Consider the following 19,707-nt stretch of genomic DNA (forward strand, 5'->3'; position numbering starts at 1 on the left):
CGGCCGTCGTCGGCCGAACGTCCACTTGCTCGACGACTCAGGGGAGTTTTCGACCGACCGCGGTCGACAGCCGGTTCCGAACGGCCTGCCGGTCGGGGAGCGACGGGAGCGTCGCCGAGAGCGCGCCGACGAGTCCACCCCACAGGAGGTGACCGACGAGCGAGGCCGCGTTCAGGTTCGGGAGCGGCGTCGCGATCCCAACGGCGTTCAGCCAGAGGCTCATGACAACGCCGGCCATGACGAACCACAGGAAGAGCCCGTAGGCGACCCCCGCGGCGACGGTAGCGCCGACGGAGTTGCCAAGGAAACCGTCCGGTGCCTCCGACCGGGCGACGGTCAACACCGTCGCGAACACGGCGCTGTGGAACAGGTGCGCGACCCATCCGACCGACGAGACGGAAGCCCCGTACAGCGCGCCGATCACAGGTAGCGTTCCGGTCGTCGCCTGGAAGAAGACCCCCATCGCGACGCCGGCCGCCAGCCCGATACCGAGCGTCCGCCACAGCGTCCCGCTCGCGAGCCCCGGGGCGTCCCCGCTCGCCGCGTTCCGACTGCTCCGCGGGAGCAACACCCGGACCGTCGTTTCCTCGTCGGTCGCGTCGACGACCACCTCGCCGCCGTATCTGGCTACGAGGAGCCGCAGGACCGGGACGCCGTAGTCCACGTCGTTCCGCTCCTGTTCGGGAATTCCCTCGACGAGCACGTCCTGTTCGCGGTCGCTGAGCCACGCTCCGGGGGCGGTGACGGACAGCGCCACGTGTCGGTCCCGGACGTCGACCGCGAGGGGATTGGCATCCGCGTCCGCCCAGTCGGGGAGCGCCGCGAGCTCGTCGAGCAGCCGATCCAGGTATCGGTCGGCCCTGACGGTCGCCGACGGGACCGACTCCATCGACTCGACGCGGCCGGTCCGTTCCGCGTGTCGCCGTATTGCCTCGTCGATCCGCACCGGACCGAGCGTGCTGCCGCCGTCGACGGTCCCAACGGTGAGGAATCGCGTCTCGTCGACCGCCCGGTCGATCCGAGCGATCGCGTCGGTAATCGCCGTCTTGCTTCGGTCTTGGGTTTGCGTTTGGCCTTCGAACAGGAGATCCGTGTGCCCTTGGAGAATCGTGACGGAGTTCCGGACCTCGTGTCTGAGGATCCGGTTGAGGAGCCGCGCCTGCTCGATCTGGCGGTCCACGACGGCCTGCCGGCGGTCCGCCTCCGCCCCCCTGATTCCGACGAGCAGTCCCGCGCCGCCGCCCACGATCCCGACGGCGGCCGCCGCCGCGGTGGCGTCACCCGGTGACGATGTCATCGCCAACGGTCCGATCGCGACCCCGACCGCCGCGGCGCCGGCGACGAACCACCCGAGGATGCTCCGGGCGTACGCACGGTCCCGAGCGCTGACCGCGAGGTTGACGCCGTACAGGACGACACCGAACCCCACCACCAGAACGAACATCGCGCTCGCCTCCATCGCCAGTCCCGTGTCCGTCACCAACAGGTCGGCGACCGTTCCGCGTGTCAGCAGGAAGGCGACAACCGCGATCACGACGCCTGCCGGCTTGAACGCGAGACGATCGCTCGGTGACGGTTTGTCCATATGCCTACTTATTATTGGTTCTTAAAGAAGTACACCGGTCGTGTGGCTCGGCCGCTACATCCCGTCGCAGATTTTATTCCGCAGCCGCCAGCCGCTCGACGACATCGTCCGTTTCAGCGGTCTCGTGGGCGATGAACCCGTAGTTCGTGAGCGCGGCCTGAAGGGCCTCCTCGCCGGCGGCCGCCGTGGCGTCGGTCACGGTCAGCACCTCGAAACCGTTCTCGACGGCGTCGCGTAGGTGCGACTCGACGCAGAGGTTCGCGCTCATCCCGGCGAGCACGAGCGTGTCGATCCCGCGCTGGCGGAGCTGGATCTGGACGTCGTTGCTCCAGAAGCCGGAGAGCTGCTTGTGCGGCGAGAGGACGACCGTGTTGTCATCCGGTTCGAGTTCCGGGACGAAGTCGGCACCGTCGCCGGCGACGTCGAACATCCGCGTGTCGAACATGATCTGGTCGATCGTGTTCAGGTGCTCCCAGCTCTCGTACTCCGCGTCGCCGTACTCGTGCGGGGAGTAGAAGACGGGCACGTCGCCCTCCCGGGCGGCGTCGCGGAGGCGTCGGATCTTGTCGACGACGGCGTTCTCCTCGACGGTCTCGCCCACCTTGTCCCACACCACGCTCTCGGGCTTCAGAAAGTCGATCTGCGGGTCGGTGACCAGTAGGGCCGTGCTGTCGGCGTCTATTTCGAGTTCGCTCATGGTTACCTTCAGTAACTCGGTACGGGTGGGTAACTGATAAGCCCGCGCGAACCTGATGGTAACCGAGTTACCGACCGGTGAGTCCCAGAGTGGCGGACGAAACTCTCGGAGATGTGAGCGACCGGATCGACACGGCCTTTCGATACGATAGTCGGTTTCGTCTCCTCACCTACTTACTAAACGTATCTTTATTTTTGTGGCGGCCGTAGAACGTATATGAGTACGGACTCGGAGCTGCTGGAGGTATGGTGTGCCGGCAGCGAGTGGTGTCCGATCACGACGACGGCGACGCTGATCGGCAAGAAGTGGCATCCGGTCGTTATCCACCGCCTCCTCGAAAATGGTCCCCTAGGGTTCAACGCGCTCAAAGAGGACGTCGACGGGATCTCGGCGAAGGTGCAGTCCGATGTCCTCGAAGACTTAGAGGAACACGGTTTCGTCGATCGGACGATCGTCAGCGAAAAACCGTTCCGCGTGGAGTACTCGTTGACGGACCGCGGGCGGTCGTTAGAGCCTGTGATCGTTGCCATGCGCGACTGGGGTAAAGAACACCTCACGGCTCCCGACGACCAGTGAGCGATTCGCTCGACTCGGACGATCCGAGCGAGTCGCCCGCGAACGTCGTCTCCGTCCTCCCGAAGGACGCGATCCCAAGCATCGATGACCCGACGTTCGGAGACGACTACTTCGGCGATCCGGATGACGATGTTCTGGTCGTCGAGCCGGCCGACGACGCGACGGAGGTGTCGGTCGATTCGCTGGCTCCCGGCGATCGGATCCTCGTCCGCGAGGGCGAACGCATTCCGGTCGACGGGACGCTGGTCGGCGACGACTGTAGCGTCAAGGAGGCGGTCGTCACCGGCGAGGCGCTCCCCGTCGCGAAGCGAACGGGCGACGAGATCGTCGGCGGCGCGGTCGTCACTGACGGCGCGGCGATCGTCGAGGTCGGCGACCCGGTGACGAGCAGCGTCGACCGCATCACCGACTCCCTGTGGTCGATCCAGAGCGCCGATCACGGGATCCAGCGCCGCGCCGACGAACTCGCGTATCGCATCGTCGGCCTCGTCGCCGCCGTCGCGGCCGCGGTCGGCGTCTGGACCGTCGCCGCCGGGAGACCGCTGTCTGCGGGCGCTATGGGCGTGCTGCTCGCGCTGCTCGTCGCTAGCCCCTGGGCGCTCGGACTCGCGACGCCGCTTTCGGTCGCCACGAGTATCCGCGACGCGATGAAGCGCGGCATCGTCGTGCTCGACGACACGATCTTCGAGCGGCTCCGCGATATCGACGTGGTCGTGTTCGACAAGACCGGGACGCTCACGACGGGCGAGATGGAGGTCGTCGACGTCGACGCATCGGACGAGGCGCTCGCCGATGCGGCCGCGCTCGAACGGCGCGCCGCACATCCGGCTGCGGTCGCGATCGTCTCTGCGGTCAAGTCGAAGGCTGACGACGCGGAGGCGGCTCAAACCGACGGTGGTCGTATCGACGACACCGGAACGACGCCTGCCGGCCGCGACGTGCGCGACTTCCGGACGCACGCGACGGGCGTCTCCGGAACCGTCGACGGCCGCGACGTGCTCGTCGGAAACCTCGATCTGTTCGCCGAACGAGGCTGGACGGTCACGTCCGAGATCCAGGAAAAAGCACGTGAAGCCCGTGGGTTCGGCCGGCTCCCGGTCGTGATCGGCCGCGACGGACGAGCGGACGGGATCGTCGTGGTCGGCGACAATCCCCGGCAGGGATGGCTGGACACGGTCACCGCCCTCCACGAGCGCGGAATCGAGGTCGCCGTTCTCACGGGCGACGACGAGGAGGCGACGGACTTCTTCGCGGAACAGGACGCGGTCTCATACGTGTTCGCGGACGTGCCGCCCGAGGGGAAGACGGAGGCTATCCGCCGATTCCAGCGCGATCGGCGCGTCGCGATGGTCGGTGACGGCACCAACGACGCGCCTGCCCTCGCACAGGCCGATCTCGGGATCTCGTTGGGAAGCGGGACGGCACTTGCCGCGGACGCCGCCGACATCGCGATCGTCGACGACGACCTCTCGCTCGTCGAGACCACGTTCGAACTCGCGCGGGCGGCGCGGCGTCGCGTCCGGCAGAACGTCGGACTCGCCTTCGCGTACAACGCGATCGCGATCCCCGTCGCACTCGTCGGTCTGTTCAACCCCGTGACCGCGGCGATCGCGGTCGCTATCTGCGGCGGGCTCCTCGCCGTGAACTCGTCGCGAGACCTCTTCGGGGAGTAATTGGTTGGCTATGCCGGGTCGGACTCACCGGAGACGGTCGGTCGCGTACTGCTACCGGCCTGTACCGCGTTCGTCGCGTAGACGAGACTTCCGGTGAACAGCACGATTCCGCCGACGAGGAACGCTGACGCGAACGGCGATGACGGGTCAACGAAGAGCCAGTATAGCGGTGCGGCGACCGACGGTCCCGCGGCGAGGATCGCCACTTTCGCCACGAGCGGCCCACAGCATCCGCACGCACACGCACCGATGACTGCGGTCGGTCCCGCGGTTCCCTGTACCGTCGCTCCCTCTGCGACGCCCCAGCTTCGCCACTGAAATCCGATCAGCAGCGCGTTCAACCCGACCAGTAGACTCACGGTACCGACGAGGATGGCGACGCCGATCGACATGGCCGCGAACACGGGGACATCCGGGAGGTACACTTCCAGCGTTTGCCACGTCACGAGCGGATAGACGACCGAAAGGACATCGACGACGGTCTCCGGCGGTACGTCCTCATCCGGGAAAAACGAGAGGTAGTTCGATGCAGAAACGAAGAACAGCGCCGTGACGATCGTAATGCCGAGCGCAAAGCGACGCGCGACCGTGTCTCGAACGGCCGCGGCGATCGCGTGTCGAGCGTCCGTCCAGACGATGTATCCGATGAGGACGGGGAGACTCACGACGAGCGCGTAGCCGACCGGGTGGGTGTCGCTCGCGGTGCCCGGGATCAGACTCGGGTAGGCGATCCAGAGTCCGACAAACATTCCGAGGAACGTGTACCGCGGGCGGGTCGGCCATCGGAGCCAGCCGGCGACGAAACTGAACAGCGTCACTGAGAGTCCGACACCGAGCGAGAGGGGGACATACCACGATCGGGGGAACGGCATCGAACTTGCCGTGTACGCCGGATCCGGAGTCACCCCCTCGAACAGGATCACGCCGAGCGTCGCAACGGAGATGCCGAACAGCGCCGTGTAAAGCGCCGATCTGGGGGATATCCGCTCGGATCGCTTCCCGGCGACGGCGAGACCGGTGATAAGGATGCCACCGAGTGCGATCACGATCGCGCTCCCCTCGGTCAAGAACGGCGAGGAGCTCTCGCCGTGTGCGGAGACGAGTGGAACTTGGGTGAGAAACGCCCCGAACACAGCGAGTCGGAGCACGTGACGGTTCATACTACGGAGATGCTATCTCCATACACTTTCCCGTTACGAATGTCGTCACTCCGATCGACACGGCTCTCGGTCCGTCTACAGGTCAAATAGGATTCTCCCGCCGATTTCAACAGGGTCTTTCTTCTCCGAGTCAGAGTGGACGCAACCGTATCTCTTTCTCCCCACGTATGACATTAATCTCGAAAAAGTGGATTCAGCACAATCAAGTCGCGATCTATGCTGTTGCCGTCCTCCTCGCGATTGGGGTCGGGCTTGGGACTCCGAGCGCGAGTCCGGTGTTAGAACCGCTCATCAACCCCGTCCTCGCGGTGCTATTATACGTGACATTCCTCGAAATCCCGTTCGCCCGGATTCGGCGAGCCTTCCGAAACGGCCGGTTCATGGCCGCAGCGCTCGGGATGAACTTCGTGGTTGTCCCGATCGTCGTGTTCGGTCTCACGCGATTTCTCCCGCAGGAACCAGTCATCCTCGTGGGGGCATTCATGGTGTTGTTGACGCCGTGTATCGACTACGTCATCACGTTCACCGAACTCGCAGGTGGCGATTCCGAGCAGATCACGGCCGCGACGCCGGCGCTGATGCTCGTTCAGCTCCTGTTACTCCCGCTGTATCTCTGGCTGTTCATGGGACAGCAGGTCGCCGAGTTCATCGAGGCCGGGCCGTTCGTCGAGGCGTTCGTCGTTATCATCGCACTCCCGCTGACGTTCGCGTGGGCCACCCAACACGTGGCGGAGCGCTCCAGTCGAGCCGCACGGTGGCAGGGCGCAATGGGTTGGTTGCCGGTTCCGATGATGGGGGTGACGCTGTTCGTCGTCATCGCCTCCCAACTTCCTCGCGTTCAGGATTCGATCGGACAGATCGTCGCAGTGGTCCCGATCTATGTCACCTTTCTGGTGGTGATGCCGCTGCTCGGACGGCTCGCGGCGGGACTCTTCAGGATGGACGTCGGCGAGAGCCGAGCGCTGGTGTTCACCTCTGTCACACGGAACTCACTGGTCATCCTGCCGCTTGCGCTCGCGTTACCTGCGGGGTACGAGCTCGCGCCGGCGGTCGTTGTCACGCAGACGCTCGTCGAGCTGACCGGAATGGTCGTCCTCACGCGAGTTGTCCCGGATCGGCTCGTCCCCGAACCACCCGACGTCGTTCCCTTCTGGGACGCGATTCGAAACGACTGACATCCCGGCGCGCTACAGATAGATGATGTTCTCCGGGAGTCCGGGACGAGCGGTTAGACGGCTGCCTCAACACTCGTCGAATCGGACTCACTCACATTGAACATCGAGAGTAGTTCGCGCAACCGCTTCGCCCGGCTGCTAAGGGATTCGACGTTGTCTCTGACCTGTGACATCGATACCCTCCACTGCTGAGCGGCGGCGGAAGCACTGTCGCTCTCGTCCGCTGTCTTCCGACCGATGTCCGACACTTCTTCGATCATCGTGACCATCAAAACAGAACTTCGAGGAATTGTAAGACGGATCCCCATCAACGATCTACACCACAAGTGCGTTTGAGGAGTACATTTTGCCCGCTACTCGGCAGTGATGGTCACATCCTCCATTCCACCCATAAGGCCGCCAAAGGCCGTCTCATATCCCTCGTGTCTCGCGGTCTGTGGCTGGACGGTTGTTTGTAACAGGAGCTTGTCGCCTGGCTCAACACCAGTAACAACTGCGCCGTAGTGGTAGTTCAGATCCGGATCGAGCGTCCGCACGAATTCACCCTCGTAAACTGTCTCGCCTCCCCTCGAAAGCGTTCCTTCCAGTCCCATCGCAGGGAGAATCATTCGATTGTACCGGGACCGTGCGGACACGGCGACGTACTGCCCGTCACCATCGATACCAGCTGGCGGCGTATCAAGGACGGTCACAACGAACTTCGCGTCGTTGCTCATCCCGGAGCCGATGACCCTGCCCGGGAGGTCGTCTTCGGCCGGCGCTGTCGAACTGGGCATCATTTCCATCTTCATCGGGTCAACAGCCCCAGGGGTTCCGGACTCGTCTTCCATTTGCTTGACCATGATTTCCTCTTTCGCCTGCTGGCTGTACTCAAACGGGATTTCGACGGTCGTTGGCTCGGAGAATCGCCCCTGGAATGCTCCCGACCGGCGGGTAGGGAGAGCGCCGACGCTCAGACGGACTGTGTATTCCCCGTCTCCATCCAGTCCGAAGTTCGCTCCGTAGTGAAATCCCATCGGCTGGGAGAGCATCGGATAAATAGCTTCTTGCGACACCAGCGAGTCGTCTCGGTATATCTCGACGGAGAGTCCGGTTTCCGGAAGCACCGTCATCGTCTCGGGGTCCCATACAGTCGCCATCAGGTGAACGTCGTCACCGTTCTGAATTTCGGTCTTCGAAACTGAGTCGCCGTTGACGTTCCAGAAGCGGTGGGCGTAGCTATACATCAGCCCGAACGCGTAGTCGCCCTGCTTGCCCGTTCCGGACATCTCCATTCCCTCAATGTGACTTGGGACGTAGATCGCATCTGGCCGATCCTCCGGGACTGACGGCTCCCCCGTCGCCGGCACTTCGAACAGTCCTGTACAGCCGGCGAGAGCGGTTGATCCGGTGAGAACGCCACCAGCCTGGAGAAACGCACGTCGATTCACATCTGATGTTGAGACCCGTACAGAAAGACGATTGTGGTTCGGTTGTCGAATCGTTTCGGGGTTTTCAATGCCCAAGACTACGATTCAGGTTGTGGCGTCGGTACCTCCCGATGTCGACGAGGCGGAACGAGAAAGTTCCCGCGACGGCGGACGAAAATATATTCGAGAATACCGTTGTTGACACGTTGTCGGATTGCCGGCGTCACTTTGGTGAGATCTGTGCCGTTCATCGCCCGACGGACGTCCTCAAAGTCGGTGATACGGCGCTGGAGCGAAGGAAAGTGGAGGCTCGCTACCTTCTGGTCGGACCCGATATCGTCTGTCGACTCGAAGTGTCGGCGGAGGAGCTTCACGTTCCCGTCTGCGTCGCGGTTCGCACGGGCAGCCTTCTGCGCGTGGCCAACACGGTTGTGCGCTTTCGCATCTGATTCGATATCGCCAATAAACTGGTCAATACCGCTATCAGAGCCGAGGTTCGATCCGACACCCTTGACAAGACCCTTGTCGGCGTGACCAGGGCTGAACATCTCCGTTACTCGTTCCTCGAAGGACTGCTCGTCGTACCAGTCGTCAAGTCGCTGACGAAGGTTGGCGATAACTTTCGTCGTTGCGCCCGCGAATGGACCGTTTTGAATAGTGACATAGTCCTCGGTCGCTTGGTTCCCCTTGAATCCGGCCTCAAATCCCATAAACAGGGGCGAGGCTTCCGGAACCGGATTCGAGTCGGGGATACCAGCCGCATCTTGGTGCTGTGCCGGAAGCCCAGCACCGACAAACCCGGTCCGTCGCGAATCGATCGTCGCGACATCGGTAAGTCGGGCTTCGACGGATACGCCATTCACTTGGTCCTGCTCACCTCGAAGAGCCTGCTCGGCTTCGAGCACAACGTCGGCTCGGTCGCTCGCGAGGTGAATAACTGCGTCCTGTGTATCGAACGTAGGGGATTCGAACGGTGAGAGCGCCGTTGGTCGGGGGAGATCCACGTTCTCAGGAAGAGATTGATCGAACCGTTCGAAGTACGACGGCGAGTACGCGATCGAGTGAAGTAGGCCCTTATGACTCCACTCGTAGGCTCGATCGAGACCCGTCAGTGCTTGTTCAAGTATTAAACGAGTGTCAGCCGACGGCTGCCCATCCTCATCGAAGATAATATATAGGAGTATCTGGTGCTTCGGGAGTTGGGAGTTCCCGTGCTCATCGTGGCGGATATACTCCCGCCAAGCGTGTTGGCGTGAGGGTTTCGCGTTCGGATCGCCGGTCGGGACCGGTTCCGAGCTAGCCATATCCAAACAGGCACTCAGTGCGCTTACACCCCCAGCCGCCACTGCTGCTTTGAGAACCTGCCGCCGGGGGAGATTGTCGTCAAGCGGGTCCATCAGTTTCGCAACTCTTGGCGGTCTACAGTAAGTAAGATTGTGGTTGAGTACCAGTTCCCGCACTATGGGTTAATTCTCCTCGCGAATAAGCAGGGGATCGTCCAGCGTGCGTACCCGAGAGGGACACAAACGGTCATTGAACGGCTCGTGAATGATGTCGAACGAGTTGCCACAGCATGAAGCGCCGGCCTCTTCACGTCTGGAAACGTGCCGGAGATCCTCAGTAGTGGAGACACGCCTGAACCTAGTATTGATTCATGTTGAGCGGTTCTGAATAGAAGGCACGCATCAAAATCATCCTCCGAGGTTGTGCCAATCCACAGTTTCGGAGGATAGGCCAGTTTCAGATCGAATTAGCATCTATTTGTGGCGCATCTCATCGATCAATCACCAATCAAATCCCTGCTGGCCGTATCTACCGGACGAACGGGCGAAATTGCGTGAATTTTGTCGCTCCTGAATAGGGTTGCCACTCCCAAACGGTGAGCTTAGTGGGGGATCAGCCGGTTAGTCGTGTGGAATCAACGCCGAGGCAACGAGTTCAACACACTCACCTGCGGTAAGTACGGGTGCGTAGTCCATCTCGCCGTCGACGTCCGCTTTCAGCANCCGAGGCAACGAGTTCAACACACTCACCTGCGGTAAGTACGGGTGCGTAGTCCATCTCGCCGTCGACGTCCGCTTTCAGCAAGAAGTCGGTGAGCCGCCAGATATTGTACAGGAGGACCGCGAACACGAAGTAGAACAGGCGAACGCGGTAGTCTTTCGAGGAGGTCTTGGCGAGAAAGTCACCTTTGATTGATTTGTACTCACTCTCGATCTGCCACCGGCGACTGTACCGTTTACAGAACGCCTCGGCCTCGTCGGGTCCCACTTGGAGATTCGTCGCGAAGACGGCTGTCCCCTCCCCACTCGTCGACGGCACGTACAGCAGCCGCATTGGATGCGATCCAGATTCCACATGGACAGAAGCTGACTCAACAGCCACCTCTTGGTCGTCTTCCTCCATTTGTTCGAGTACATCCCGTTCGGAGCTGGAGACCCGCTTCGGAATGAGGTAGTTCACATCCAGGTTTGAGAGTGTCTGGAACACTTGTGTCGAGTCAAACTCTCGATCACACAGCACTGTCTCGATTGGAACATGCTCCTTCGCTCGTCGAACGAGCTGTCGCACAGTACGATGAATCTGATTCGACGGGTTTCCATCCCACTCGGAGCTCTCTCGGACCGGCTCAACGGCGAGAACGAGCGGGATATTCTGTCCAATGATTGAGAGTGTGGCGAATTTGAACGCTCGACCGTCTTTGTCTTTTGTCCCGCTGACCATCGGCATTCCCTCGACCTCTCCGTAATAGGGAATGGTGGTGATGTCGATCGCGGCAGTGACTGGTCGCCGGAACGATGCTTCAGAGGCGATCACGGAAAGCAAGCGATCTATCGTCTCGTTAAAACTATTCACGAGCTCTTCGGGATCAAACTGCTTGACTGCTCAGAGGTGGGTATCTCCGTGGGGACCGTACTCTTTGCCCCGCCGATACTGGAAGCGAGTCGCTCCTTGGGCGGTGCCACAGCGGACCATTCCCATGAACGTCTGTAACTCGAAGAATTGTGTGTCCTCATAAGAGGCGTTTGAGGCCCGGCCAGAGTCGAAGTGACCGAAGGCGTGGTCGCGTGCGAGGCGCGTCATCTGGCCGATTTTCTCCTGTGAGAAGGATTCGTCTTCTACTGAGTCTGCGGATTCCTCAGTATCGTCGACGATCTCTGCCTTTGGCCGAACCTCGGGCGCTAGGATGTTGCGATCGTGGACCTCTTTGACAACGAAGTTGGCGGTGGCGTGGACATATTCGTGGGTCGTGTCGTTGAACCGGTTCCGCCACGCCCGCGAGAAGGCTGATTCGTCTGGCACTCGGCTGAAGCCGAGAATACTGGCTACTTCTGGTTGCCGTGTAAGTCGTCGAGTGAACTCGGCGTACGAATCGCCCGTGATCTCCATGAACACAGACGAAAAGACCATCGCACGAAAGGAGAGTGGCGCAGGATGCCACGCTGGATACTCGTCTTCGATCGCGTCAATCGAGTGGTCGAGGCTCTCGAACGCAGTGACGAGGTCCGATCCTCCGAGTTCGTTCCGGATGGCGATCCCGAATTTGTACGCTTCGCACAAAGAGCGCATTTGCGGATGCTCATCACAAGCTTGGCTATCAAAACCGTTCATAGGATTGCTGAGGTGGAGATCGGGGTGAAGAGGCAGACCTACTTCATCCCAGTCATTTGGATCCCCTCAACGAGTGATCTGTCAATATCGTCGTACCCGAGAGTGCGCCCACCGTGATTATTCGCGAACGTTTCGGCTTCATCACTGTCAGAGAACGGCAGTAGGTCCGGACCCATTCCCCCCATCACGTCCGTTTCGACGGCGTAGGTGAGATCAGTCGCATCCGCAAAGGTCTCCGGTGCGGTCGGCGCTGGCATCTTCTTCCGTTCAGTTCCTTCAGGGATCTCCCAGTTTACGCGAGAGTAGTCCGTAACGTAGATTGCGGTCGCCTCCGCACCGTCATCCACCATGTCGAAGTGATACGGAAAGAGCCCGTGTGCGAGCGTGTGGAACCAAGCGAGGTACGCTGTCTCTTCAGCGTCCTCGGCAGGTCCCTGTTTGGGTTCCGGCTGTGTGTCGGCGTAGAAGATCTGTCCGTTCGGTCCACCGTGGTCTCCGATCACCATTCCGCCTTGGTAGTCCGTTTTTTGTCCCGACAGATCTACCGGTTCGGGAGTCGACTCGGCAGAGCTACCGAGACAACCGGCGAGACCCATCGTAGCTCCTAGACCGATCGCGTGAACAGCGTGTCGACGCGACACTGACCGCTGATTGAACTCGAGATCCATACGTTACCGTTCGCCCACGTACCGAATACCATTCTGGTGCGGCCGTCGAACGCCGTCTCCCCAGTAGAGCGAGCGACCCGCAGAACGTGTCAGTGTCACATCCCGCCGAGCGGCTGGTAGTGGGGGAACATCGGGTGCGGGAGATGGACGCCGAGCGCCATCAGTCCGTGTGCGAACAGGACGTACCCTAAGACGACGAACACGACACCGAGCAGGCGATGGACGCGACGCCGGTGGGCGACGTCGATAGACTGGATGACGGTTCCGTAGAGGAAGACGGCCGGGATCGTTCCGACACCGAGGGCACCGAGAGCGATCCCGCCGGTCGTCGGGGAACCGCTCGCGAAGGCGAACAGGTACGCGGGATACAGCATCGGACAGGGGAGAAACGCGTGGACGGCACCGAGACCGACGATACTCGGGCTGTTCACGTGACGGTGAACTCGCGCCGCGAGCCACGACGTCACGCGCTGGACGCCCGGTATGCGAATATCGCCGCCACTCCCCCCGATAACGTACCGAACTCCCGTCGCCACGATGAATCCGCCCACCGCGAGGCCGACGGTACCGCGCAGGAGGTCGGCGACCGGCGTCAGCTGGTCGGCGGTAACGAACACGACGCTCCCGAGCGCACCGAAGCCCGCCCCGAGAATCGCGTACGTCGTCGCTCGGCCGACGTTGAACAGGAAGTGCTGTCGAACTTCGTAGGTCGTGAGATGCCCGGCCCGTCCGTCGTTGACCGTCGCGGTTCCGCCGTCCGGCTGCGGCGTCATCTGTTTCGAGTACATCGTGACGAGCGGACCGCACATCCCGATGCAGTGTGCGCCGCCGAGGACGCCGATGAGAACGAACAGCGCGACGTCGATCCGGAACAGCGATTCGATCATAGGTGGTGTTAGTCGCCGACCGGTTTGTGTCGTCTGGTGCGATCCTCGACAAACAGACCTCGTCGAGTGTCGCGACGATATCCGAGAATTGTCACCCTGTGGAGCCCGCGATTGTGCGCGTTAGGTCTGTGAAATCCGTTACAGAGACAATTCTTGACCCGGTTCCGGTCAATACGGATGGCCTGACGCCGGGTCGACTCGGACGTACCGAGAGACTGGTGGCCGATTCCGAGTTATTCAAGCCGGCTGTCAGACTATTCGGTAGTATGGACGAAGATAGCTCTCACACGAACGTCGTCCCTGGGAGTGATGAGGAACTCGACACGGCGAACGTTCGCGGCTACGATTTCCGTGGGGAATTTGATTTTGGCGAGATGCTCGACGCCTACGCGACGACGGGGTTCCAGGCAACGCAACTCGCGGAGGCCATCGACATCGCCGAACGCATACAGGAGGCGGACGCCACCGTCTACCTCACGTTCACGTCGAACATCATCTCGTCGGGGCTGCGCGAGACCGTCGCGTACCTCGTTCGAGAGGGGTACGTGGACGTACTTATCACGACGTCCGGATCGCTGACCGAGGACGTGATCAAAACGGCGAAGCCGTTCAAGATGGGGAAATGGGACGCAGACGAGGCGTCGCTCCGTGAGCGCGGAATCAATCGGCTCGGCAATCTCTTCGTCCCCTCCGACCGGTACGTCTGGCTGGAGGAGTATCTCTACGACTTCTTCGACGACTTCTTCGCAGAAGAGAAGATCAGGACGCCGACGGCGTTCGCACGCGAGTTAGGCGAAACCCTCGACGATGAGGACTCGGTCCTGAAGCAGGCGGCAGACAACGACGTGCCGGTGTACTGTCCGGCACTGACGGACGCCGAAGTCGGCAACTTCCTCTACTACTACCGTCAGGGGTACGACTCAGACGTCGGTATCGAGATACTGGACGACTACGACTCGCTCATTGAGGATGGGTTGTTGGCGGACACGACGGGCCTCATCGCGGTCGGTGGTGGCGTGCCGAAACACCACGCGATCATGACGAACCTCTTCCGCGGAGGAGCGGATTACGTCGTCTACATTTCGACGGGGATGGAGGGCGACGGATCGTTATCGGGTGCACCGCCGAACGAGGCGGTCTCTTGGGGAAAAATCAAGGAGAAACAGACGAACTACACACAGGTCGAAGCGGAGGCGACGCTCGTCTTCCCGCTGCTCGTGGCGGAGGCATTCAAACGTTGACACCCTCCCCGCGCTGAAGCGCGAGGCCCTCTCCTCGATTCTCCGTAACACTCCCGGTACAGTACCCTCTCGGGGGTGAATCTCGCAGTTGACCCGAACTACGCGTTCGAGAGTCGCACCAGATCCGATAAGTCGGTGTAAGCCGAAACCACCGTGTGGCAGTTTTCGCTCCTGATGACGACCGGTCGCGACGCGTTCGTCTCGCGGTCGCCGCGGTCGTGGCTCTCGCTATGGTCGTAACTGCGGGCGCGTTCGTCGCCGATCCGGCCAAGTCGGTTCCCGATCCGGTGGCGTACGACGACACCACCGAACTGGGGCTCTCGTCGGAGACCGACGAGCTGATGGCCGAAAACGCGACGCTCCCGCGGACGCAGGTGTTCTACTCGCAGCTACAGTACGTTGTCGGATACAACGGGATCGGCTCGTTCGTGACATCTCTGTCGGATGGACGGACCGAGCGCCAGTTCGGCTACCCGCTCGTCGCGTACGTCGAGACCTTCGATCACCAGAATCCGGACACGACCAGCGACGGGCTGTTCACGGCGACCGGAGCCGGCGGGTGGACTCCGGCCGAGGAAGCGCACTACGTCGTCGACAGCGACGCCCGCACGCCGGCCGGCGAGGCCGTGATCCCCTTCCGAAGTCGAGAGGCGGCCGAGTCGTTCGCGGCTGACCACGACGGATCGGCGGTCGGCTGGGAATCAGTCCGGAACCGCTCGTTCGACGTCGACTCCGCGGCAACGGTGCGGTCGCTCGCACCGGATCGGTGGCAGGCGGCCGACGATCGGATCGCGAGGGCGGAACGGACTGCGGACCGCCCCGTTTCGGTGGTCGTTGGCGAGGACGCGCCGACGATCGACGCAGCGGTTGAGGTGGCACCGTCGAACACGACGGTCGTCGTCCCAGAGGGAGTGTATCGTGAGACGGTGACGGTCAACGAATCCGTAACTATCGCGGGTGACGGCGCGCGGATCACCGGCGACGGCAACGGATCGGTCGTCACCGTTCGCGCGGCCGATGTCGCCATACGGGGACTCCGGATCGACGGTGTCGGAAACCGGACGCGAGACCCGGAGGCGGCGCGTGCCTCCAGAGACGAGGAGATCGAGCCGTGGGACGCGAACATCCAGAGCGGGTACGGCCACGGCGACGCCGGGATCCGAGCGATCGCCGCACCGGGGCTCGTCGTCGACGACGTCGTGATCGAAACGAACGCGAGCGGACTCCTGTTGCGTGAAGGATCGCACGCGGTCGTCCGCGACCTCCGCGTCGACGGGTCCGAAACCTGGCGGAACGGATTCATGGGGATCACGGGGATGGAGTCGCGCGTGACCGTGACTGACAGCCGGTTCGAGGGCGGTCGTGACGGGATCTACCTCCATCGCGCGGACGGCTCGATCATCCGGAACTCGACGTTCACTGACAACCGGTACGGCGTCCATCTCATGTACACCGGCGACGCGCTGGTCGCGGACAACACCGCCCGCAACGAGCTGTTCGCGGGGATCACCGTGATGACCCGTCCGTCCGGAAACGCGATCGTCGGCAACGACGTGCGGAACTCCAGTGCGGGGATCCAGTCGTCGGGGACGCGGACGTACATCGCGTACAACACGCTGGTCGACAACGAACTCGGGTTCTCGACGAGTGCGCGCAGATCGCTGTACGAACGCAACGTGGTCGTCGACAACGAATTCGGCGCGCGTGCGACGACGGTCGTCCCGTCGAGTCGCGTCGTCGCGAACGACTTCGTCGGCAACGACGACCACGCCGCCGCCGGTGCGGGCGCGCTCCGCGTCTGGGCCGACGGCGATCGCGGTAACTACTGGGAGGGAGCGAACGTCGGACCGCGGCCGTCCGGAGAGCGGGCGTACCGTCCGACCTCGCCGGTCGACGCCGCGCTCCACCGCGAGGCATCGGCCGTTACCGTGCGCGAGTCGCCCGCGGCGGCTCTACTCGATCAACTCCGCGGCACCGTCCCCGGTGCCCGCTCCGGAAGCATCATCGATCCGATACCGGCGTCTGAGCCCTACGATCCCGAACGAATCGACGCGGTGACCGGTTCCGACGCCGAACGTGAGGGACCGATCCACGCGGACTGGCGAGCCGAACTCGGCTCGCTCACCGACGAGCAGGACACGACTCATGAGAACACGACGGATCAGAGTATGACAAATCGGAACAGTGCCAGAGCCGTGGGTGACTACAGATGAGTGAGCGCGCGCACGCTGAAGTCGTCGACCTGACTCGGACCTACGGCGGGGTCCGGGTTCTCGACGAGGTCTCGCTCTCGATTACCCCCGGTATCACCACGGTCGTCGGTCCGAACGGCTCCGGGAAGTCGACGCTGCTCGGCGTCCTCGCGGGAGCAGTTGAGCCGACTGCCGGAGCGGTACGGTACGCTCACGAGGGTAGTGCTGACGACGGGAGTGACAAGCGGATCGGCTACCTCCCGCAACGGGTCCCGTTCCGTGGTGAGTTCACGGCCCGAGAGACCCTCGGCTTCTACGCGGCGCTCGTCGGTGACGATCCCGATGCGGCGCTGGCGGACGTGGGACTTGCCGACGCAGGCGACAAGCGCGTCTCGGCGCTCTCGGGCGGGATGCGACGCCTCCTCGGGATCGCACAGGCGACGCTCGGGAATCCGACGATCGCGGTGCTCGACGAGCCGACGAGCGGGCTCGATCCGGAGATGCGCGAGCGAGCATTCCGAGCCGCAGCGGCCCGTGCGAGCGACGACACTGCCGTCGTTGTCAGCTCTCACGACCTCGACCTCGTCGACGCGTACGCCGACGACGTCGTCGTACTCGACCGGGGTCGCGTGGCCGCGGCGGGCTCCCGCGATCGTCTGATCAACGACTACGGGGTTGACGACGTGAAGGGGCTGTACCGCGCGGTCGTCAACGATAGCGTGAGCGCCGAGAGCGATATCGGTACCGGTGACACGGACGGCGACGACGGCTCTACGGATGCGGATGAGACCGTGTCGGAGTCCGTCCACGTCACGGGGGTGTCGGACCGATGAGTCGGTTGCTCGCGGACATCGGGACCGTGTTCCGTCGCGAACTGGTAACCGTTCGACGGACTCCCGGCTACGCCGTCCTCGCAGCAGGACTTCTCGTCGTACTCGGCGGACTCGTCGCGGTCGGCGGGGGCGGGGGGACCGGGTTCGTGCCGGCAGTCGTTGACCTGCTGCTCCCGACAGAGCTACTCGTCCCGCTTCTCGCGATAGTGCTCGGGTACCGTGCGCTGCTCACGGACGCCGCGAGCGGCGAGTTCGCCGTAATCAAGACCTATCCCGTGAGTACCGTCGGCTACGTTCTCGGCGTGTTATTGGCGCGTATCGCGGTGCTCGTCGCGATCGTGGGCCTTCCCTTCGCGCTGGTCGGGCTATACATCTGGATAACTGCGACGCCGGACACAGGAATCTTCGCGACGCACAGCGGAGTCGACTCGCCGCTTCTGTTCGTGCGGTTCCTCGCGTTCGTCCTCCTCTTCGGGACCGCGTACCTGTCGCTGGCGGCAGCGGTCTCGGCGCTGGCGTCGAGCCGACGGAGCGCGATCGCGCTCGGTCTCCTCGCACTGCTCGTCGGCGTCCTCGGCGGTGACCTCGCGATCCTCCGGTCGCTGGCAGGCGGTGCCTCTCCGGACAGTATCGCCGGATCGCTCGGGCTGACGCCGAACGGGGCGTTTCGCGGACTGGTCTTCGAACACGTTATCGGCGTCGCTTTCACCCCTGACGGCAGGTTCGTTCAGACCGGTCGCGCAGTCGGCTCACTCGTCGGCTGGATCCTCGCCGGGATCGCGGTCGCTGTCACGACGCTCACGTACGCCGCTCGGGTTGACGTCGTCGTCGAGCGGGCCCGCGAGCGGTTCGGAGAATACTGAGACAAAATTCGATTCCCAATCGCTTCGGCAAATATCGGTGTTCAGTCTGAGACGGTGTCGTTCCCGACTGATCCCGGCGCATGTGTGTACACCGTGTAGAGAATGATCGCTGCGATCAAAAAGTCGAGACCATGTCCGAGGAAGTGGTGGATCGGCATCGGCACGATACCGAGGATCGTTCCAGTGCCCACAATCGATCGGAACAACAGCATGCTGACCGCGACGGCGATCAGCTGGTACTGTGCTCCTTGACGACGACGATACGCGACGACGCTGACGACGAAGAGGATACCCGTACCCATTCCGGCGACGAGTGCAGCCGCGAGCAGCAGTAGTGATCCCTCCACGGACCACCCATCGATCGCGGACAACAGGAGGGCGATTGGCTGCGTCACAACGGGCTTTGAACGGGGACGAATAAGAAAACGACCCTTCGATCGGGACTCCTGTGTCGTTCTGAGCCGATTTGTCGGCTAACGTCCCGGTTTCGTCCGTTCCCAAGCAGAGATAACGAACGCACACGTTTTACTCGGGTAACGGTTAGGTCGGCTGACCACAGATGCCGGACACCCGGACGCAGATCCGACGCCACGTTTGCGACACACCCGGTGTCCACTTCAACCAGGTCGGCCGCGATCTCGATATCGCGACCGGGCAAGTCCAGTACCATCTCCGCCGTCTCGTCCGTAACGACGAACTCGCCGTCGAGCGGATCGGCGGCCGCACACACTACTTCGACCCGTCGTTCGATCCGTGGGAACGACAGGCTCTTGCGTTTCTCAGACGAGAGACCCCCCGGGAGATCCTCATCCGGCTTCATGCCGACGGCCCGAAGCGACCGAAAACGCTCGCGAGCGATCTCGATCTCGCACGAAGTACGATCTCGTGGCACGTCTCGACGCTCGCGGAAAACGGGATCGTTGAGAAGTCCGACGATCGGCCGATGACACTCACATTGAACCGTCCGGACCGCACGGCCGAACTCATCGAGATCGTGTCGCCGTCGCTACCGGACCGGCTCGTCGATCGGTTCGTCCGGACCGTCGACGAGTTCTTTTGAGTGATCACCGCCTCGCCGAGTTGATTATACGCACAGATCGGATACGGGAACACGCATTCGAGGATCACACCAGATA

The 19,707-nt window shown here is 62.5% G+C and carries 17 protein-coding genes and 2 pseudogenes; 9 read left to right on the top strand and 10 right to left on the bottom strand.

From position 1 onward, the window contains the following. Positions 1–37: 37 nt before the first annotated feature. Both C472_RS14535 and C472_RS14540 read right to left on the bottom strand, forming a co-directional pair. Complete coding sequence (locus C472_RS14535; RefSeq protein ID WP_006630610.1) at positions 38–1,585, bottom strand: hypothetical protein; 1,548 nt, start codon at positions 1,583–1,585, stop codon at positions 38–40. 73 nt (positions 1,586–1,658) lie between these two features. Beyond that, positions 1,659–2,282 carry a cysteine hydrolase family protein gene (locus C472_RS14540; protein ID WP_006630611.1) on the bottom strand — a complete coding sequence of 208 codons (624 nt, stop codon included), beginning with the start codon at positions 2,280–2,282 and terminating at the stop codon, positions 1,659–1,661. A gap of 216 nt (positions 2,283–2,498) precedes the next feature. On the opposite strand from C472_RS14540, the gene C472_RS14545 reads away from it, so the two are divergent. Both C472_RS14545 and C472_RS14550 read left to right on the top strand, forming a co-directional pair. Further along, positions 2,499–2,858, top strand: coding sequence for a winged helix-turn-helix transcriptional regulator (locus C472_RS14545; RefSeq protein ID WP_006630612.1), 360 nt, complete (start codon positions 2,499–2,501; stop codon positions 2,856–2,858). After that, positions 2,855–4,531 carry a heavy metal translocating P-type ATPase gene (locus C472_RS14550; RefSeq protein WP_006630613.1) on the top strand — a complete coding sequence of 559 codons (1,677 nt, stop codon included), beginning with the start codon at positions 2,855–2,857 and terminating at the stop codon, positions 4,529–4,531. The genes C472_RS14545 and C472_RS14550 overlap by 4 nt, the downstream gene beginning before the upstream one ends. 8 nt (positions 4,532–4,539) lie before the next feature. Here C472_RS14550 and C472_RS14555 read toward each other — a convergent pair whose 3' ends face one another. Continuing rightward, on the bottom strand, positions 4,540–5,691 hold the full coding sequence (locus C472_RS14555; RefSeq protein ID WP_006630614.1) for a hypothetical protein: 1,152 nt from the start codon (positions 5,689–5,691) through the stop codon (positions 4,540–4,542). Between the two features lie 167 nt (positions 5,692–5,858). Here C472_RS14555 and C472_RS14560 point away from each other — a divergent pair, with 167 nt between their 5' ends. Further along, positions 5,859–6,866 (top strand): arsenic resistance protein, encoded by a 1,008-nt coding sequence (locus C472_RS14560; RefSeq protein WP_006630615.1) that lies wholly within the window; start codon positions 5,859–5,861, stop codon positions 6,864–6,866. Positions 6,867–6,919: 53 nt separating this feature from the next. Here the strand turns inward: C472_RS14560 and C472_RS14565 are convergent, their stop codons facing one another. The 3 genes from C472_RS14565 to C472_RS16475 all read right to left on the bottom strand — a co-directional run bounded on the left by C472_RS14565 (position 6,920) and on the right by C472_RS16475 (position 9,672). Further along, on the bottom strand, positions 6,920–7,135 hold the full coding sequence (locus C472_RS14565; RefSeq protein ID WP_006630616.1) for a hypothetical protein: 216 nt from the start codon (positions 7,133–7,135) through the stop codon (positions 6,920–6,922). Between the two features lie 84 nt (positions 7,136–7,219). After that, positions 7,220–8,296 carry a DUF7350 domain-containing protein gene (locus C472_RS14570; RefSeq protein ID WP_049906722.1) on the bottom strand — a complete coding sequence of 359 codons (1,077 nt, stop codon included), beginning with the start codon at positions 8,294–8,296 and terminating at the stop codon, positions 7,220–7,222. Between the two features lie 77 nt (positions 8,297–8,373). Continuing rightward, a complete protein-coding gene (locus tag C472_RS16475) occupies positions 8,374–9,672 on the bottom strand; it encodes a DUF7405 family protein (protein WP_082238270.1) in 1,299 nt (432 codons plus the stop codon). 42 nt (positions 9,673–9,714) lie between these two features. Here C472_RS16475 and C472_RS17865 point away from each other — a divergent pair. After that, positions 9,715–9,852: pseudogene (locus C472_RS17865) on the top strand (SCO family protein); the annotation flags it as partial. A gap of 370 nt (positions 9,853–10,222) precedes the next feature. On the opposite strand, the pseudogene C472_RS14585 reads toward C472_RS17865, so the two are convergent. From C472_RS14585 to C472_RS14595, 3 genes and pseudogenes are all read right to left on the bottom strand, one after another. Continuing rightward, positions 10,223–11,845: pseudogene (locus C472_RS14585) on the bottom strand (transposase). A gap of 80 nt (positions 11,846–11,925) precedes the next feature. Continuing rightward, on the bottom strand, positions 11,926–12,555 hold the full coding sequence (locus C472_RS14590) for a nitrous oxide reductase accessory protein NosL (RefSeq protein ID WP_049906726.1): 630 nt from the start codon (positions 12,553–12,555) through the stop codon (positions 11,926–11,928). A gap of 95 nt (positions 12,556–12,650) precedes the next feature. After that, positions 12,651–13,442 carry a sulfite exporter TauE/SafE family protein gene (locus tag C472_RS14595; protein ID WP_006630620.1) on the bottom strand — a complete coding sequence of 264 codons (792 nt, stop codon included), beginning with the start codon at positions 13,440–13,442 and terminating at the stop codon, positions 12,651–12,653. 266 nt (positions 13,443–13,708) lie between these two features. On the opposite strand from C472_RS14595, the gene C472_RS14600 reads away from it, so the two are divergent. The 4 genes from C472_RS14600 to C472_RS14615 all read left to right on the top strand — a co-directional run bounded on the left by C472_RS14600 (position 13,709) and on the right by C472_RS14615 (position 18,571). Then, positions 13,709–14,683 carry a deoxyhypusine synthase gene (locus tag C472_RS14600; RefSeq protein ID WP_049906728.1) on the top strand — a complete coding sequence of 325 codons (975 nt, stop codon included), beginning with the start codon at positions 13,709–13,711 and terminating at the stop codon, positions 14,681–14,683. 155 nt (positions 14,684–14,838) lie between these two features. Continuing rightward, the gene (locus C472_RS14605; protein WP_049906730.1) at positions 14,839–16,896 is read left to right on the top strand and encodes a NosD domain-containing protein; all 2,058 of its coding nucleotides are present in this window, start codon (positions 14,839–14,841) and stop codon (positions 16,894–16,896) included. Then, a complete protein-coding gene (locus C472_RS14610) occupies positions 16,893–17,708 on the top strand; it encodes an ABC transporter ATP-binding protein (protein WP_006630623.1) in 816 nt (271 codons plus the stop codon). The genes C472_RS14605 and C472_RS14610 overlap by 4 nt, the downstream gene beginning before the upstream one ends. Further along, the gene (locus tag C472_RS14615; protein ID WP_006630624.1) at positions 17,705–18,571 is read left to right on the top strand and encodes an ABC transporter permease subunit; all 867 of its coding nucleotides are present in this window, start codon (positions 17,705–17,707) and stop codon (positions 18,569–18,571) included. Before C472_RS14610 ends, C472_RS14615 begins: the two co-directional genes overlap by 4 nt. Before the next feature lie 41 nt (positions 18,572–18,612). Here C472_RS14615 and C472_RS14620 read toward each other — a convergent pair whose 3' ends face one another. Next, positions 18,613–18,966, bottom strand: coding sequence for a DUF7471 family protein (locus tag C472_RS14620; protein WP_006630625.1), 354 nt, complete (start codon positions 18,964–18,966; stop codon positions 18,613–18,615). 164 nt (positions 18,967–19,130) lie between these two features. On the opposite strand from C472_RS14620, the gene C472_RS14625 reads away from it, so the two are divergent. Beyond that, on the top strand, positions 19,131–19,631 hold the full coding sequence (locus C472_RS14625; RefSeq protein WP_006630626.1) for a winged helix-turn-helix transcriptional regulator: 501 nt from the start codon (positions 19,131–19,133) through the stop codon (positions 19,629–19,631). The last annotated feature ends 76 nt before the right edge of the window (positions 19,632–19,707 follow it).

The sequence above is a fragment of the Halorubrum tebenquichense DSM 14210 genome (genome assembly GCF_000337415.1).
Classification (GTDB): Archaea; Halobacteriota; Halobacteria; order Halobacteriales; family Haloferacaceae; genus Halorubrum; species Halorubrum tebenquichense.

What these genes read in the sequence shown, in the direction of transcription:
- C472_RS14535 (WP_006630610.1), bottom strand. Translation starts at nt 1,585, where the DNA reads ATGGACAAACCGTCACCGAGCGATCGTCTCGCGTTCAAGCCGGCAGGC.
- C472_RS14540 (WP_006630611.1), bottom strand. Translation starts at nt 2,282, where the DNA reads ATGAGCGAACTCGAAATAGACGCCGACAGCACGGCCCTACTGGTCACC.
- C472_RS14545 (WP_006630612.1), top strand. Translation starts at nt 2,499, where the DNA reads ATGAGTACGGACTCGGAGCTGCTGGAGGTATGGTGTGCCGGCAGCGAG.
- C472_RS14555 (WP_006630614.1), bottom strand. Translation starts at nt 5,691, where the DNA reads ATGAACCGTCACGTGCTCCGACTCGCTGTGTTCGGGGCGTTTCTCACC.
- C472_RS14560 (WP_006630615.1), top strand. Translation starts at nt 5,859, where the DNA reads ATGACATTAATCTCGAAAAAGTGGATTCAGCACAATCAAGTCGCGATC.
- C472_RS14565 (WP_006630616.1), bottom strand. Translation starts at nt 7,135, where the DNA reads ATGGTCACGATGATCGAAGAAGTGTCGGACATCGGTCGGAAGACAGCG.
- C472_RS16475 (WP_082238270.1), bottom strand. Translation starts at nt 9,672, where the DNA reads ATGGACCCGCTTGACGACAATCTCCCCCGGCGGCAGGTTCTCAAAGCA.
- C472_RS14590 (WP_049906726.1), bottom strand. Translation starts at nt 12,555, where the DNA reads ATGGATCTCGAGTTCAATCAGCGGTCAGTGTCGCGTCGACACGCTGTT.
- C472_RS14595 (WP_006630620.1), bottom strand. Translation starts at nt 13,442, where the DNA reads ATGATCGAATCGCTGTTCCGGATCGACGTCGCGCTGTTCGTTCTCATC.
- C472_RS14600 (WP_049906728.1), top strand. Translation starts at nt 13,709, where the DNA reads ATGGACGAAGATAGCTCTCACACGAACGTCGTCCCTGGGAGTGATGAG.
- C472_RS14610 (WP_006630623.1), top strand. Translation starts at nt 16,893, where the DNA reads ATGAGTGAGCGCGCGCACGCTGAAGTCGTCGACCTGACTCGGACCTAC.
- C472_RS14615 (WP_006630624.1), top strand. Translation starts at nt 17,705, where the DNA reads ATGAGTCGGTTGCTCGCGGACATCGGGACCGTGTTCCGTCGCGAACTG.
- C472_RS14625 (WP_006630626.1), top strand. Translation starts at nt 19,131, where the DNA reads ATGCCGGACACCCGGACGCAGATCCGACGCCACGTTTGCGACACACCC.